Source organism: Vibrio sp. B1Z05 (assembly GCF_052955985.1).
This window is the reverse complement of record NZ_CP130463.1, coordinates 2,618,734-2,634,819: the sequence shown is the minus strand read 5'-3', so window position 1 is coordinate 2,634,819 and position 16,086 is coordinate 2,618,734. Positions and strand designations below refer to the sequence as shown.

Here is a 16,086-nt window from a genome sequence, read left to right as displayed (position 1 = left end):
TAAAAAGCGGGGTCAGGTCTTGAAATTTGCATCTGCAAATTTCAAGACCTGACCCCGCTTTTAGCTATTGATTCAATTACTCAATATTCTGAATCTGCTCACGCATCTGCTCAATCAACACCTTAAGTTCAACACCAGAAGCGGTGATATCCGTGCTAATCGATTTAGATGCTAGCGTATTCGACTCACGGTTGAATTCTTGCATCATGAAGTCTAGACGGCGGCCTACTGCGCCACCTTTTTTCATAATGCTGGTGGTTTCTTTTACGTGAGAGTCTAGGCGGTCTAGTTCTTCTGCTACGTCAGATTTTTGTGCTAGAACGATAAGTTCTTGCTCAACGCGAGATGAATCAAGTTCGATAGAGGCTTCTTCAAATTTGTTCAGTAGACGGTCACGTTGCCATTGTAGGATTTCTGGCATGCGAGCGCGCACTTTAACCACTTCGTCGGTGATGGCAGTTAAGCGTTGGTCGATTAACGCTTTCATGTTTTCGCCTTCACTTGCACGAGCGTCAAGGAAGTCAGCGATGGCATCTTCAAAGCCCGCTAACAGATCTTTGTTTACGCTGTCCATGTCTTGCTCTGGTGTTTCCATCACGCCTTGCCATTGCATCACTTGGAATGGGTTGATGCGGTTGTCTTCACCGGTCATTTCCATTACTTGTTTAGCGGCATTGATGACTTGTTGTGCTAGGTCTTCATTGATGCTTAGCTCACCTTTAGCGCTTGGGTTTGCTTCGAAGCGTAGGTGACATTCCACCTTACCGCGAGCTAAACGCTTACGAAAGCGGTCGCGAAGGATAGGCTCAAGGCCACGGAACTGCTCAGGTAAACGGAAATAGGTTTCTAAATAACGTTGGTTCACAGAGCGGATTTCCCATACTGCGTTACCCCAATCGCCTTTCACTTCTTTACGCGCGTAAGCGGTCATGCTGTAGATCATTGAATTACCTTTATTCATCACATCGGTGTGCGTCTATATTGCGGGCAATCTTAGCACAAAACCTAGCGACTCCCTAAAGTCGCATCCTGTTTCATGATGCTATATAATCTCGATCAATTTCATACCCAATAATTTAGGTGACTTTCAATGCGTCCAAACGATCGTGCAGTAGATCAGGTTCGTCCTATTAAAATGACTCGCAACTACACCGCTTATGCAGAAGGTTCTGTATTGGTGGAGTTTGGTAATACCAAGGTATTGTGTAATGCCTCTGTTGAAGAGAATGTACCTCGTTGGTTGAAAGGCAAAGGTAAAGGTTGGGTAACTGCGGAATACGGCATGTTACCTCGTGCGACTCATACTCGTAACCGTCGTGAAGCAGCCAGTGGCAAGCAAGGCGGCCGTACTATGGAAATCCAACGTCTGATCGCTCGCAGCCTACGTGCTGTGGTTGATCTAGAAGCGATGGGTGAAATCATGGTCACAGTAGATTGTGATGTAATCCAAGCTGACGGCGGTACACGTACTGCTTCGATTTCTGGTGCTAGCGTGGCTATGGCAGATGCGTTCCAAAAATTGGTTGCAGCAGGCAAGCTAAAAGCGAACCCTATGAAAGGCCATGTATCAGCGGTATCTGTGGGTATTGTTGAAGGTGAAGGGCGTTGTGACCTTGAGTATGTAGAAGACTCAGCGGCTGATACTGACATGAACGTCGTTATGACCGAAGAAGGTAAAATGATTGAAGTTCAAGGCACAGCCGAAGGCGAACCGTTCTCGCATGAAGAATTGATGGAATTATTGGCTCTGGCTCAAAAGGGCATTGCGGATATCATCGAAGTGCAAAAAGCGGCACTGGCAGAATAGTTTTTGAAATAGCTCCTAGCGGGGCTATTTTTTTATCTCCATTTGGAGATGTGTTCATTAATATCAATAACACTAAGTATAGAAATATTTAGACCCTAATAAGAGAGAAAAGAATGAAAGCATACCAGCGTGAATTTATTGAGTTTGCACTTGAGAAACAAGTTCTTAAGTTTGGAGAGTTTACTCTAAAATCGGGCCGTACTAGCCCTTACTTCTTTAACGCTGGCCTGTTTAACACTGGTCGTGATTTGGCACGTTTAGGCCGTTTTTACGCCGCCGCACTAGCTGATTCTGCCATTGATTATGATGTGCTATTTGGCCCTGCGTACAAAGGCATCCCAATTGCTACTACCACTGCAGTAGCACTAGCAGATCATCATGATACTGATAAGCCATACTGCTTTAACCGTAAAGAAGCTAAAGATCACGGCGAAGGTGGCAACCTTGTCGGTAGCCCACTAGAAGGTCGCATTATGCTAGTGGATGATGTGATCACTGCAGGTACTGCTATCCGTGAATCTATGGAAATCATCCAAGCCAACGGCGCTGATCTGGCTGGCGTATTAGTTGCCATTGATCGTCAAGAAAAAGGCAAAGGCGAGCTTTCGGCTATCCAAGAAGTTGAACGTGATTTTAACTGTTCAATCATCTCTATTGTCAGCCTAACTGACCTTATTACCTTCCTAGAAGAGAAGGGTGATAATGCTGAGCAACTTGAATCAGTAAAAGCTTACCGTGCTCAATACGGCGTGTAAGTCTTTGCTTACAAGCGCACAGTAATAAAGCATTAAGATATAATGAAAAACGCCACAATCGTGGCGTTTTTTCGTTTTAGTAACCTTTATTAAAATCAACCATAGCCAGCAAAGGTTTACCTTCGAGCCAACGCTGATAATTGTCTTTAAACAACCCCATTACCTGAGACGGAAAACTGTGCGCCGCATTGTGCGGAGTCACGGTAACTTTTGGGTTTTGCCAATAAGGGCATTGCTGAGAAATGGGTTCGTTTACAAACACATCTAAAAAGGCATGTTCTAGGTGGCCTTCCTCTAAAGCGCTGAGTAACCCTTGTGAGTCAATGGCATCTCCACGTCCGACATTAAATAACAAGGCTTGTTTACAGTGGCTTAAACTCTCTTTATTGAGCACTTGTTTGGTTTGCGCTGTTTTTGGCAATACTGATACCACAATGTCCGCCAAGCTCAAGGCGTGATGTAATTCTGCGATTGGCAGTATTTGATCAAACTGTCCCTCGCTTGGTGTTTTTCCGCTAGAGTTCACCCCAATAGTAGTTAAGCCAAAGGCTTTGGCCGCTACTGAAAGATGCGCACCGATAGAGCCTGTACCTAATATCACCAATGTTTTTTCGTTTAAGCACACATAAGGATGAGGTTGCCACAACTGCTGTTTTTGTTGCTGTTGGTAAATATCAAAGTGGCGAAAATGGGCGATAGAGTAACCCAGTACGTATTCACTAATCGGTTGGCCGAATATGCCTTTTACGTTAGTTAGCAAGTAGTCATCACGTGGCGGTTGCTGAGTGAGAGGGTCGACACCGGCGTAGATGGATTGCACCCATTCTAGTTTGGGACACTGGTCAATGACCTTGGCCGCCATAGGTGGGGAGGCCAATAGAATGTTGGCTAATGAAAGATCTTCGGTGATTTCCAATTGTGGTAAATCAGCATTTTTGAGTAATTCTAGATACTCAGACTTGTTTTTAGACAAGACATAAAGGTATTGAGTAGCAGTTTTCATCGAAAGCCAGTCCCTGTTTCTTTGTTATTTGGGTGTTATCAAGTACACTTTTGCTGTTTTCCCACAATTGTGAGTCGTTATGTTACAGAATCCTCTTCAGGTTCGTATTGAGAAACTAGAACCTTGGCAACAAATCACTTTTATGGTCAGTTTGTGTGAACGTATGTATCCAAACTATGCCATGTTTTGTCAAACAACGGAATTTGCCGAGGCACGAATCTACCGAGATATTCTCGATAGCATTTGGGAATTGCTTACCGTAAAGAGTGCCAAAGTAAACTTTGAGCGCCAATTAGAGAAGCTTGAAGAACTGGTTCCCAACGCTGATGAGTTTGAGTTTTACGGTGTTTACCCTGCTATCGATGCTTGTATGGGGCTTGCTGAGCTCATTCATGCGCTATTAGATCGTGACTTGCTACCCGAAGCGGTACAAAACATCAGTCAGCAGTCTGTGATGACAGTGGCCGATCTTGAAGTGGCGCAAGGCAGTGACGAAATTACTAACGACAACCAAAAACAAAATGAAGCCGTTTGTGAAGAGTGGGATGTGCAGTGGGCCATTGCGCGCCCATTACGTGAATGCACCGAACGTAATATTGAACTGATCAAAGATTTACGCGCAGAACTGCGTGATGATGGCATCAGTAATATTGGTGTACAGCTTTAAGCTGACTGTTCCAAAGTATCCAACAAAAACGGGAGCCTAATCAGGCTCCCGTTTTTATTATTGGGTTTATTATTTATCGGTCGAATCAGAGTGTGCTGAGTTGGGCTGTTCTTTGTTTTGCTCTGGATTTGGTTCTTCGTCATCATTGTTGATGATCACGCCATGTTTTTTGGTCCATTGCTCCCAGCGGTCGTGAGCCACTTGCTGCATGTCGCGGTTTTTATCGGCTTCATCGACAATTTCTTGCCCCAATAGAAACTCAAAAATGTCTTCCAAGGTCACAATACCTTGCACTGTGCCGTACTCATCAACCACTAGCGCAATGTGCAGTCTTTGCGCCAACATATTGGCGAAGACTTTAGGCAAAGTGCTGTTATTCAAAAACACATGAATAGGGCGCATCACATTGCCCAAAAGCTCAGTGCCTTTATTTTGCTGTTGTAGTTTGAATAACTCTAATCGATGCACAAAGCCACAAATGTTGTCCTTTTGCTCCACATACACCAAAGGTCGGGAAAACGGCGTTTCTTGGTGCTTGTCTAAAAACTCATTAATAGAAAGAGCGGCATTAACACGAAACACTACTGGTCTTGGAGTCATGGCTTTGGTCACGGACACATTTGGCAGGTTAAGCAAGTTGTTGAGAATGCGCGTTTCGTCTTCACCAAACTCATCCGACTCTTCTGCCAAAATTGCCATTGCGGACATTTCATCACGTAGCTTAGGTTCAACATTGCCACGCGATAGACGTTTTGTGATTTGCTCAGAAAACCAGACAAAGGGTCTTAGACCCCAAACCATCCAATTTAAAATATTTGCCGAGATAGGGGCCAGTTGACGCCAGTAAGTTGCGCCTATGGTTTTTGGCACAATCTCAGAGAGTACTAAAATACCCAAAGTCAGTACCGCAGAGAAAACACCAAGCCATTCACTGCCAAACACGATGGAGGCTTGAGCACCTGCGCTCGCCGCGCCTATAGTGTGCGCAATGGTATTTAGGGTAAGAATAGAAGCAAGTGGACGATCGATATCGGATTTTAGTTTGGTTAATCGGTTCGCGGCCGGGTGACCTTGTTGTCTCAATTGCGCAATGTAGCTTGGCGAAATACTCAGCAGAACAGCCTCTAACACTGAGCAGATGAATGAAACGCCAATGGCGATAGAAACATAAATTGTAAGAAGTAACATAGAACCTTAAGTGATTATTTATTAAACAAGTTGATTATGCGGTGGTTCGCTATTATCAACAATGGATAGTTTGTAAGTAGGTGCTAAGTGTTGAAAATACAAGCATCGAGCCAAATGATGGTGGTGAATTTGTGAGTTGAATTGCAGAATGAGTCAAAAAGTGTTCGCTTGAACCTAAAGATCGCCTGCAACCCTTTGCCAGATGGAGCCTTTATGATTTAGAGTGGCTTTGTTCTCAAACATTTTAGAAGGGAAACCCTAATGAACAAGACCCAATTAATCGATGCAATTGCAGAAAAAGCAGATTTGTCAAAAGCTCAAGCAAAAGCAGCTCTTGAAGCGACTTTAGAAGGCGTAACTGGTGCTCTTAAAGAAGGCGACCAAGTTCAACTAATTGGTTTTGGTACATTTAAAGTATCTCATCGTAACGCACGCACTGGTCGTAACCCTAAGACTGGTGAGGAGATTCAAATTGCAGCGGCAAATGTTCCTGCATTTACAGCAGGGAAAGCACTGAAAGATTCAGTTAATTAATGTAAAATACGCCGAGTGTCATCGCTCGGCGTATTTTTTATGAAACACCTCATTACTTCTGCTTTAGCTATTTTAACCCTAGCGGGTTGCTCTTCTGCTACAACTCCATTGCGTCAAGCAAGTTCACTTACTGAATATTCAGGCGGTTATGCTGACGATTCAAAAACAGCTCTGTACTGGTTAACTCAACGCGTCAATTCTCCAGAGACCAGCTCAGATAGTGTGACTTTCAAAGATAAGACTTGGTACAAAAGTCATTATGTTTGGGGCGATAATAATCTCCAAGAAATTATCCGCACCGGTGAAAGACTCACCAGCACAGACAAACTCGTTCCTTATCAAATGACATTGCGCTTTAGTGGCAATGGCGAGGCGGTATATCAACGCTTACGTCTTAATGGCAAAGTCATCCCGATGGATAAAACCCAAATCGATGAAGTGAAACAACAAGCCAACGATTTGGTGAGTACCAGTAAGGTGCAACAAAAACAAGGGGTCGAGTTGATTCAAGGTTACTGGGAGCGCGGAGTCTTTATGACTTGTGAAGGTCGTGCATTCAATAATATTGAACTGAAAGAAAAATTACCTACGGTAGTGATTGATCGCTTAAAAGATGAAGAAAACTTTGCCGCCTTTGTCGGTGAGTATCAGAGCAAAAAAATCGTAGTTGATAAATTGCTGATACTGAAACACGGCAATGTAGATTGTATTGAGAAGCCTAACTTAGAAAGTTAGCCGTTAGCGTCGCGAATTTTCGAGTACGCTTGATTGCAAAGCATCATTTATTAAAAAAGCCACTTCAATGAAGTGGCTTTTGTCGTTTTAGCGTAGCGAGACTATTTTTGCTGTTCGCGAGCAATCGCGCGGTAGCCAATATCGTTGCGATGGAACATGCCATCCCAAGATACTTGTTTAGTTAGTTCGTAAGCACGCTGTTGAGCTTCAGAAACGCTGTTACCTAGCGCTGTAGCACAAAGTACGCGTCCGCCGTTAGTCACTACATCGCCCGCTTCGTTGTTTGCCGTACCTGCATGGAAGATCTTTTGACCTTCAACTTCAGTGCTAGGTAGAGAAATCACATCGCCTTTTGCGTAGTCAGCAGGGTATCCGCCAGCGGCAAGAACCACACCGATAGAAGCGCGAGGGTCCCATTTAGATTCGGCTTCGTCCAGTTTCTCGTCAATTGCCATTAGGCAAAGTTCAACAAGATCCGATTCCATACGCATCATGATAGGTTGAGTTTCTGGGTCACCAAAGCGGCAGTTGTACTCGATTACTTTCGGTGTACCGTCAGCATCAATCATTAGACCTGCGTATAGGAAACCAGTGTAAGGAGCACCTTCTGCATCCATACCGCGCACGGTAGGGTAGATGACTTCTTCAAGAATGCGGTTGTGGATTTCTGGAGTGACTACTGGCGCTGGAGAGTAAGCACCCATACCGCCAGTGTTAGGACCTGTATCCTTGTCACCCACGCGTTTGTGGTCTTGGCTAGTAGCCATAGGCAGTACGCTAGAGCCATCAACCATAACGATGAAGCTCGCTTCTTCGCCTTCTAGGAACTCTTCGATAACAACGCGGCTACCGGCATCACCAAAGGCATTACCCGCTAGCATGTCTTTGATTGCGTCTTCAGCTTCAGTAAGAGTCATCGCAACGATAACGCCTTTACCTGCTGCAAGGCCGTCAGCTTTCACTACGATTGGTGCGCCTTGCTCACGTACGTAAGCAAGTGCTGGTTCAATTTCAGTGAAGTTAGCGTAAGAACCCGTAGGGATCTTATGGCGAGCTAGGAAATCTTTAGTGAACGCTTTTGAACCTTCAAGCTGAGCTGCTGCTTGAGTTGGGCCAAAGATAGGAAGACCGGCTTCACGGAAGGCATCAACCACACCGATAACCAATGGTGCTTCAGGGCCAACGATAGTTAGCTCGATGCTTTTTTCTTTGGCAAAAGCCACTAAAGCTGCGATATCTTCAACGCCAATGTTTACGTTTTCAAGTTTTGGTTCTAGCGCTGTACCAGCATTACCTGGTGCAACAAAAACAGTTTCAACATTTGGGTTTTGCGCGGCTTTCCAGCCTAGAGCGTGCTCACGACCGCCAGCACCGATGATTAATACGTTCATGTTTAATCCTCAACTTTTAAATTCTTAAAAGCCTCTCAAATCTGAGAGGCTAATTTTAATTACATTGCTAATCGTCTAGAAAACTCAGAACAATTAGTGACGGAAGTGACGCATACCTGTGAAGATCATCGCCATGCCGTGTTCGTCAGCGGCATCGATAACTTCTTGGTCACGCATAGAGCCACCCGGTTGGATAACACATTTAATGCCAGCTTCTGCCGCCGCGTCGATACCGTCGCGGAATGGGAAGAATGCATCTGATGCCATTACGCAACCTTCAACTTGTAGACCTTCGTCTGCCGCTTTAATACCTGCAATTTTTGCAGAGTAAACGCGGCTCATTTGGCCTGCGCCGACACCGATAGTCATGTCACCTTTCGAGTAAACAATCGCGTTAGATTTCACGTATTTTGCTACTTTCCAGCAGAACAGTGCATCTTTTAGCTCTTCAGCCGTTGGCTGGCGTTTTGATACTACTTTAAGGTCAGCTTCAGACACCATGCCTTGGTCGCGGTCTTGAACTAACAAACCACCGTTAACGCGTTTCACGTCAAAGCCAGTTGTCTTAGTTGTCCACTCACCACACTCTAGAAGGCGTAGGTTTTTCTTAGCCGCTACAATTTCTACTGCTTCAGCAGAAACAGAAGGCGCAATGATCACTTCAACAAATTGACGCTCAGTGATTGCAGTTGCAGTCGCTGCATCAAGTTCGCGGTTGAAGGCGATGATGCCACCAAATGCAGATGTTGGGTCTGTTTTGAATGCACGGTCGTAAGCTTCTAGGATGTTTTCGCCTAGTGCTACACCACAAGGGTTAGCGTGCTTAACAATCACACATGCAGGTTGGTCGAACTCTTTCACACACTCAAGTGCAGAGTCAGTATCTGCAATGTTGTTGTAAGAAAGTGCTTTACCTTGAATTTGACGCGCGGTAGAAACCGATGCTTCTTCAGGGTTTGCTTCGACATAGAATGCGGCTGCTTGGTGGCTGTTCTCACCGTAACGCATGTCTTGTTTCTTCTCGAACTGTTGGTTGAACGTACGAGGGAATTTAGACTCTTGGTCACCTTCTTTGTTCTCACCGTAAGATGGAACCATAGTGCCGAAGTAGTTTGCGATCATGCCGTCGTAAGAAGCGGTGTGCTCAAAGGCCGAGATAGCTAGGTCGAAACGAGTTTCTAGAGTAAGAGACTTGTCGTTTGCGTCCATTTCAGTAATCACGCGCTCGTAATCGTGAGCGTTTACTACGATAGTCACGTCTTTGTGGTTTTTAGCCGCAGAACGAACCATTGTTGGACCACCGATATCGATGTTCTCAACAGCGTCAGCCAGAGTACAACCTTCTTTTGCTACTGTTTCAGCAAATGGGTATAGGTTAACAACAACCATATCGATAGGGTTGATACCATGTTTTTCCATGATGTCATCATCTTGGCCACGACGACCTAGTACACCACCGTGTACTTTAGGGTGAAGGGTCTTAACACGACCGTCCATCATTTCTGGGAAGCCAGTATAGTCAGACACTTCAGTCACAGCTAGGCCTTGCTCAGCAAGCAGGCGAGCGGTGCCACCAGTTGAAAGAAGTTCAACATTGCGTTCAGCTAGGGCTTTAGCAAATTCTACGATGCCAGTTTTATCAGATACGCTGATAAGAGCGCGGCGAATTGGGCGAGCGTTACTCATGCTTCCATATTCCTCAAGTACTTAAATGTATCCGCTATCGACAGAGTAAAAAGAAGCTCTGAATCATAATTTTGATTACAGGGTGCATCTTCATAACCACTGCTGATTTTGGAATCAAGTTGGATGAAAAGATGTTTGTTAAAGTCGAGTCTGGATGAAGACTGTTAAACCACTTTGACAAAAACCTTTCGCGAGTAAAAATTCATCAATTTGAATGGCGCGTATTTTATCGAATAATTTACTAAAAAGCTCGCGCAATCGTTTGGCATTTGCATTTTATTGTCAAAAAACTGTCTCTTTGCCGTTATTGGCGCTCAGAGTGAAGAAAAAATAACTTAAACATTATTGCAAATAATGATGCAGTCTTTGCTTGACCTTGGAGTTACATCTAAGGTTTATACTTATAGAGTTAATCGGAAATTTGGTGAGAAAGGGATGTATAAAATAGGCGAACTGGCAAAGTTATTTGATATCAAGCCAGACACATTACGCTTTTATGAAAAGCACGGCATCTTAAAGCCGAGCTCGCGCAATGCCAGTGGCTATCGAGTCTATACCGCATTAGATGCCAATAGACTGGGCTTTATCATACGCGCTAAGAAAATTGGTTTTACCTTAACCGAAATAGCCGATTTGCTCTCTATTCAAATTGATCGTGATAGCTACAGTTGCCATGAAGCCAAAGACATTGTGGATCTTAAACTGGCTAACGTAGAAGAGAAGATTAAAGAGCTGCAAGTTTTTCAAAGCTCACTAAGTAAGTTGAGCGCATCTTGTTGTGGTGGCGACGAGCCAGCCACTCACTGTTGTATCTTAGAGGCGCTAGACAGCGCTGATTGTGATGTAAATGAGGAAGCGAAGTGAGTTTATTAAATAACTTTATTGATTTGTTTATCGAGTCCGGCTTTTGGATTCTATTGGGCTTATTGGTGGCAGGTCTGTTAAAAGAGTGGGTTCCTACTGATTTGCTGGCTAAGCATTTAGGGGGCAAGGGGGCGAAGACAACAATTAAAGCGGCGTTTATTGGCGCACCTTTACCACTTTGTTCGTGTGGCGTAATTCCTGCCGCTCTTGGCTTACGTCGTAGCGGTGCATCGAAAAGCGCGACCACTTCATTTTTAGTGGCAACTCCTGAAACGGGCATTGATTCTGTATCGGTGTCTTACGCTTTATTAGGGCCATTTATGGCGATCATTCGCCCTATCGCCGCCATTTGCAGTGCGATTGTGGCGGGGCTATTGGTAGGTAAAGAAGATCAGCATGCTGATAAAGTAAAACCAACCCTGACAGCAAGTAATTTAAAACCTGTGGCAAATAAAGGTGCGGGCTTTGCGGTGAATGCGATAAAGCCAAATGCTGCGAAAGTACCGACCTCTAGCACGTCATCATGTTGTTCTGCTAAATCTGAACCCGTAAAGGCTGAGCCAGCAGTATCGTCTTGTTGCTCTACAACGCAAACATCGTGTTGCTCTTCTAAACCTAAGCCAGTAGAGCCTAAACCTGCTACGTCATCTTGTTGTTCAACACAGCAAAGCTCTTGCTGTTCTAAGTCGCCAGCTTCTTCATCGGCATTAGGCAAATTGAAATCAGGAATGAGCTTTGCAGCCACTGACCTAGTTAAAGACATCAGCACTTGGCTATTAATCGGTTTGTTTTTTGCAGCATTAATTGAAACTTATATAGAAACTGATTTTCTAGCACAGTGGGGCGGCACCATTTGGAGCATGCTGTTGATGGTGGTTATTAGTGTGCCTATGTATATTTGCGCTACAGCATCCACGCCGATTGCCGCTGGCTTATTAATGTCCGGCATCAGTCCTGGCGCGGTACTGGTGTTCATGTTGGCAGGACCTGCAACCAATATTGCGACGTTAGGTGTGGTAGGCAAAGAGCTAGGTAAGCGTTCTTTATTTGCCTACGTGGTCGGCGTTGTGGGGACTGCGATAGTGTTTGGTTTGGCTACGGACTATCTGGTTTCAGCATACGGATTTTCTGTGCAACCGCTAAGTGCTGGTGAACATGAAGTGCTACCGCATTGGTTAAGCATTTCATCGGCGGTGGTGTTAGCGCTGTTGATGTTGCGTCATTACTTAAATAAAGCCAAAAGAACGTTGTTGAATCGCTCTCTAGCACATTAATTTAGCTATCCCCATTAATAAGGTCTGCACATACATGCAGGCCTTTTTTATGCTTGGTGATTTATGCTGGCAGTCGTATCAATATTGATTAAGATACTGACTCAAATAATGAGGATGAATTTTGCAAGCACATAAATACACCCTATACGGTATTGCCGCCATTTTGTTGTGGAGCTGTGTTATTGGCATTGCCCGTAAGGTGGCAGAGCTGTTAGGGCCTATTGGCGGCGCGGCCAGTATTTACACTGTGGCGACGCTAGTGTTGATTTGCGTAGTAGGAAGCCCACAGCTAAAAACCTTATCAAAGCGGTATGTGCTGGTGGCAGGTGGTTTATTTGCCGCGTATGAAGTGTGCTTGTCTTTAGCGATAGGGATGGCAAATAGCCGACAACAAGCGCTAGATATGGCCGTAATTAATTATTTATGGCCTGCGTTAACGGTTTTGATTGCAGTAATAAGCAGTAGTAAGAAAACCAATCCTTGGGTTTATCCTAGTGTGGCGTTGGCATTTATTGGCGTGGCATGGGCGATAACGGGCGATCAATCTTTATCGATTTCGCAACTGGCACAGAATGTACAAAGCAATCCTGCCACTTATGCGATGGCTTTAATTGGCGCGTTCTTATGGGCTATTTATTGCAACATTACGAAACGACTGTCGCAGGGTAAAAATGCGATTACTTTATTCTTTGCTATGACGGCAAGCGTGTTATGGATTCGCTATGCATTTTCTAGTGAGCCTGCATTGTCGTTTAATCTCGAATCGACCTTTTACTTATTGCTCGCTGCGGTCATTATGGCTAGCGGTTATGGTTTGTGGAACAGTGGCATAATGCAGGGCAACATGTTGTTGCTTGCTACTTTGTCGTACTTTACCCCGATTTTCTCGACTTTGTTTTCCTCAATCATTCTCGGGGTCGCGTTATCGGCGAGCTTTTGGCAAGGGGTAGTGATGGTGGTTATTGGCTCTTTGATTTGTTGGCGAGTGACCCAATAAATTTTATTGAATCAAGCGACTTAATTTATCCATATCTAAGTGCTCTTCTAAAATATCTGCTAAGCGTTCTAGTTGCTGTTCTCGAATGAGGTTAATGTCTAGGGTTTGGGCTTGTTTCAACCCGGCCCATTTCAGCAGTAATTGACAGGCTTGTGGCGAATCAAATATGCCGTGTACGTAGGTGGCTAAAATGCGCTGATCAGCGCTGAGCATTCCATCTGTGATTCCTGACTCAAAGCTAATCGGAGCAAGCTTTGTGAGTAAGTTTGAGTCGTCTCGTTGTGTGGTTTCACCACAGTGAATTTCATAGCCTTGGAAAGGCACTTTATCAGCACCAATCTGTAGTTCGCCCTGAACTTGGGATAAGGTTTTGTCAGCTTTTAGCTGAGTGTAGGCGGGCAGTAACCCTAAGCCTTGTGAACAGCCTGCGATATCTTCGATACCATCGGGATCATCAATTTCTTGTCCTAGCATTTGATAGCCACCACAAATCCCCATGACTTTACCGCCGTAGCGTAAATGACGGTTGATGGCTTCATCCCAGCCTTGCTCTTTCATAAAGGCTAAATCGGCACGGACATTTTTACTGCCCGGAACAATAATCAGGTCGGTGCCTTGAATGGCTTGTTCGATATCATCGTTTAAAGTGATATAGCGGAAGTTGACTTGAGGATGTAAGCGCAACGGATCAAAGTCGGTGTGATTGCTGATGCGAGGGAAGACCAACACAAGCACATTAAGTGTGTTGTTATTGTGGAGATCTGTTTGATTAATTTCGTCATCAATCAAAGCATCTTCGGCATCCAGATGTAAATCGTGTAAATAGGGCAACACGCCTAATACTGGTTTTTTAGTATACTCTTCAAGCCAATCAATGCCTGATTGCAATAAGCTAATATCACCTCTAAATCGATTGATTACGAAGCCTTTTACTCGGGCTTGTTCAGATTCACTTAATAGCGCAATGGTGCCTACAAGGTGGGCAAATACGCCGCCTTTATCAATGTCGGCAATGATGATGACGGGGCAATCCGCTTTTTCGGCAAAGCCCATGTTGGCAATGTCGCCTTGACGTAAATTAATCTCGGCTGGGCTACCAGCACCTTCAATTAACACCATGTCATATTGCTGTTGTAGACGCGCATAAGAATCCATGACGGCCGCCATGGCTTTGGATTTGTAATCCTCACTTTCAGGGCCGAAAAAAGATTTGGCTTCTAAAGTGGTTAGCGCTTTTCCTTGGATTATTACCTGTGAACCAGTGTCAGAACTGGGTTTGAGCAGCACCGGATTAAAGTCGGTATGCAGAGGCAAATGGCAAGCAATGGCCTGCAATGCTTGCGCGCGACCTATTTCGCCACCGTCGATGGTGACGGCGCTATTTAACGCCATGTTTTGCGGTTTAAAAGGAGCAACATTGTAGTTTAAACGAGTAAACAAACGGCACAGACCTGCCACTAAGGTACTTTTACCTGCACCTGAGGTTGTGCCTTGCACCATCAAAGAACCGCGAATCTGCGGTGGATTTTTAGCGGAATGTAATTTACTCATTAGGTTTTGTTATTGTCCTTTTAGTGTCATTGGAATGCCTGCTACAACTAAGGTGACTTCATCGGCAATCGCCGCCACCGCTTGATTTAACCAACCTGCTTCATCGACAAATTCACGACTTAGTTCGCCCATCGGCACTATCCCAGAACCTACTTCATTACTGATTAATATGACATTGCTTTGTAGCTTAGGTAACACCTCTAATAGGCGTTGTTTTTGCTCTTGCCAGTGGCTACTTAGGTTTGGATAAGCAGAGTCGTTGGAAATGTGTACTAGAGGGGCTGACAATGGTGGTTCGACAAAATCGATTTGCTCAGCATCACGACAGAGATGCTGAGTGAGGTATAAGGTTAAGCAATCGATGAAGATGGTTTGATTGGGTTTATCAAGAGCGAGTAGGGATTCTGCCACATACAGCGGCTGTTCAATCAGTTGCCAATTTACTGGTGGGCTAGCTTGGTCGGTTGTTTGGCTGGCTGTTTGATTAGCTACTTGACGGGCATGGCTACGATCAAGTTGATGCCGTTTAATTCGTTCTCGCATTTCTTGGTCAAAGGCAAGGGCTGTGGCTAAGTAAATACACTCTTGTCCCTCGGCTGAAAACTCGGCAACTCTAGCCTCACCGTAGCGGCTTTTACCGCTACGAGCACCACCAATAACTAATTGAATCATTAACTAAATCCGACGCTTAAAATGATGATGTAGCAGATAATTTCAGTTATCTGTTGTGTTGCACCGAGCGTGTCACCAGTGTAACCACCAATTTGTCGTTTGAAGAATAGGCAAAGAGCGTATCGAACACAAAATAAACTGATGACTAAAGTCAGCGCGAGCATACCGTGAAAGCCAAATAAGGCTAAACAGCCTGTAAATAATAAAATATATAGGTCTTTTGGCTGTTGCTCATTGGCTAAGGGTTTTACTTTACTGGCATCGGTATCTTGCACGTATTTTTCACTGAAAATCATACTAGATGCGACCACGCGACTTAATACATGGCTACAAACCAATATGCTACATACTGCCGCAGGTCCGAATACCGAAAGCTCAACCAGCAATTGCCATTTTAAAAATAGGCCCAGCATGAGCGTTAAAGCGCCATAAGTGCCAAGACGAGAGTCTTTCATGATGGAGAGTTTTTTCTCTACGCTCCAACCGCCACCTAGGCCATCTGCGGTGTCAGCCAAACCATCTTCATGAAAACATCCGGTAAGTAATGCGCTAGCGATCATGGCAAGGATAATCGCCACTGATGCCGGTAAGCTAAGTTGGGCTAAATAAAACACCAAGGCACTTACGCCACCCACTAACACACCGACCGCGCCAAAATAACGACTGGCACGGTTTAAGTGATCTTCGCCGTAGTCAACCCAATGCGGTACTGGAACTCGAGTGAAAAAACTGACGGCGACCAGTAGTAGATTTAGCTGGCGATATTTATTTGAGATTACCGACATTCGGGTTCCTTTTTCTGAACTGATTTACAGCAGCTTATATAGACATAAGCTGCACATTAACGGCGTTGAGTAATACAAGATTGCGGTATGCTCAACATAATGTAAGCCTAAAACTGACAGCAAATGCAGGGGTGCTTGCTGTCGTTTAGTCTTTTTTATTGGTGTAATTTTTAGCTG

At 44.6% G+C, this 16,086-nt stretch carries 16 protein-coding genes; 8 read left to right on the top strand and 8 right to left on the bottom strand.

Annotated features, from left to right (window positions below; genetic code table 11):
- Positions 1-76: 76 nt before the first annotated feature.
- Positions 77-943, bottom strand: a complete 867-nt coding sequence (locus QV280_RS12035; RefSeq protein ID WP_152822278.1) for a YicC/YloC family endoribonuclease — start codon at positions 941-943, stop codon at positions 77-79.
- Between the two features lie 147 nt (positions 944-1,090).
- On the opposite strand from QV280_RS12035, the gene rph reads away from it, so the two are divergent.
- Together rph and pyrE are read left to right on the top strand one after the other, a co-directional pair.
- Positions 1,091-1,807: a ribonuclease PH gene (gene rph / locus QV280_RS12030; RefSeq protein WP_023404626.1), complete on the top strand. Its 717-nt coding sequence runs from the start codon at positions 1,091-1,093 to the stop codon at positions 1,805-1,807.
- Between the two features lie 113 nt (positions 1,808-1,920).
- Positions 1,921-2,562, top strand: a complete 642-nt coding sequence (pyrE, locus tag QV280_RS12025) for an orotate phosphoribosyltransferase (RefSeq protein ID WP_021714641.1) — start codon at positions 1,921-1,923, stop codon at positions 2,560-2,562.
- Positions 2,563-2,638: 76 nt separating this feature from the next.
- Here the strand turns inward: pyrE and QV280_RS12020 are convergent, their stop codons facing one another.
- The gene (locus tag QV280_RS12020) at positions 2,639-3,565 is read right to left on the bottom strand and encodes a D-2-hydroxyacid dehydrogenase (protein WP_152822280.1); all 927 of its coding nucleotides are present in this window, start codon (positions 3,563-3,565) and stop codon (positions 2,639-2,641) included.
- 79 nt (positions 3,566-3,644) lie between these two features.
- Between QV280_RS12020 and QV280_RS12015 the strand changes: the two genes are divergently transcribed.
- Positions 3,645-4,232, top strand: coding sequence for a YjaG family protein (locus QV280_RS12015; protein WP_023405464.1), 588 nt, complete (start codon positions 3,645-3,647; stop codon positions 4,230-4,232).
- Positions 4,233-4,301: 69 nt separating this feature from the next.
- On the opposite strand, the gene QV280_RS12010 is transcribed toward QV280_RS12015, so the two are convergent.
- Positions 4,302-5,420, bottom strand: coding sequence for a CNNM domain-containing protein (locus QV280_RS12010; protein WP_152822282.1), 1,119 nt, complete (start codon positions 5,418-5,420; stop codon positions 4,302-4,304).
- 261 nt (positions 5,421-5,681) lie between these two features.
- Between QV280_RS12010 and QV280_RS12005 the strand changes: the two genes are divergently transcribed.
- Positions 5,682-5,954: an HU family DNA-binding protein gene (locus QV280_RS12005; protein WP_021714637.1), complete on the top strand. Its 273-nt coding sequence runs from the start codon at positions 5,682-5,684 to the stop codon at positions 5,952-5,954.
- 39 nt (positions 5,955-5,993) lie between these two features.
- The gene (locus QV280_RS12000; RefSeq protein WP_152822284.1) at positions 5,994-6,689 is read left to right on the top strand and encodes a DUF1481 domain-containing protein; all 696 of its coding nucleotides are present in this window, start codon (positions 5,994-5,996) and stop codon (positions 6,687-6,689) included.
- Positions 6,690-6,790: 101 nt separating this feature from the next.
- Here QV280_RS12000 and purD read toward each other — a convergent pair whose 3' ends face one another.
- A complete protein-coding gene (gene purD / locus QV280_RS11995) occupies positions 6,791-8,080 on the bottom strand; it encodes a phosphoribosylamine--glycine ligase (protein ID WP_021714635.1) in 1,290 nt (429 codons plus the stop codon).
- Positions 8,081-8,173: 93 nt separating this feature from the next.
- Positions 8,174-9,766, bottom strand: a complete 1,593-nt coding sequence (purH, locus tag QV280_RS11990) for a bifunctional phosphoribosylaminoimidazolecarboxamide formyltransferase/IMP cyclohydrolase (protein WP_152822286.1) — start codon at positions 9,764-9,766, stop codon at positions 8,174-8,176.
- Between the two features lie 435 nt (positions 9,767-10,201).
- Between purH and zntR the strand changes: the two genes are divergently transcribed.
- The 3 genes from zntR (at position 10,202) to yddG (ending at position 12,901) form a co-directional block, all read left to right on the top strand.
- Positions 10,202-10,630 carry a Zn(2+)-responsive transcriptional regulator gene (zntR, locus tag QV280_RS11985; RefSeq protein ID WP_023405468.1) on the top strand — a complete coding sequence of 143 codons (429 nt, stop codon included), beginning with the start codon at positions 10,202-10,204 and terminating at the stop codon, positions 10,628-10,630.
- A complete protein-coding gene (locus tag QV280_RS11980) occupies positions 10,627-11,904 on the top strand; it encodes an SO_0444 family Cu/Zn efflux transporter (protein ID WP_216643783.1) in 1,278 nt (425 codons plus the stop codon). The genes zntR and QV280_RS11980 overlap by 4 nt, the downstream gene beginning before the upstream one ends.
- 118 nt (positions 11,905-12,022) lie before the next feature.
- Complete coding sequence (gene yddG / locus QV280_RS11975) at positions 12,023-12,901, top strand: aromatic amino acid DMT transporter YddG (RefSeq protein ID WP_367869623.1); 879 nt, start codon at positions 12,023-12,025, stop codon at positions 12,899-12,901.
- Positions 12,902-12,904: 3 nt separating this feature from the next.
- On the opposite strand, the gene QV280_RS11970 is transcribed toward yddG, so the two are convergent.
- Genes QV280_RS11970 through QV280_RS11960 form a run of 3 tightly spaced genes read right to left on the bottom strand, consistent with a single transcriptional unit; the run spans position 12,905 to position 15,909 of the window.
- Positions 12,905-14,452: a cobyric acid synthase gene (locus QV280_RS11970; protein ID WP_152822290.1), complete on the bottom strand. Its 1,548-nt coding sequence runs from the start codon at positions 14,450-14,452 to the stop codon at positions 12,905-12,907.
- A gap of 9 nt (positions 14,453-14,461) precedes the next feature.
- Positions 14,462-15,124, bottom strand: a complete 663-nt coding sequence (locus QV280_RS11965) for a bifunctional adenosylcobinamide kinase/adenosylcobinamide-phosphate guanylyltransferase (RefSeq protein ID WP_152822292.1) — start codon at positions 15,122-15,124, stop codon at positions 14,462-14,464.
- Positions 15,124-15,909: an adenosylcobinamide-GDP ribazoletransferase gene (locus QV280_RS11960; RefSeq protein ID WP_023405473.1), complete on the bottom strand. Its 786-nt coding sequence runs from the start codon at positions 15,907-15,909 to the stop codon at positions 15,124-15,126. The genes QV280_RS11965 and QV280_RS11960 overlap by 1 nt, the downstream gene beginning before the upstream one ends.
- Positions 15,910-16,086 lie beyond the last annotated feature (177 nt).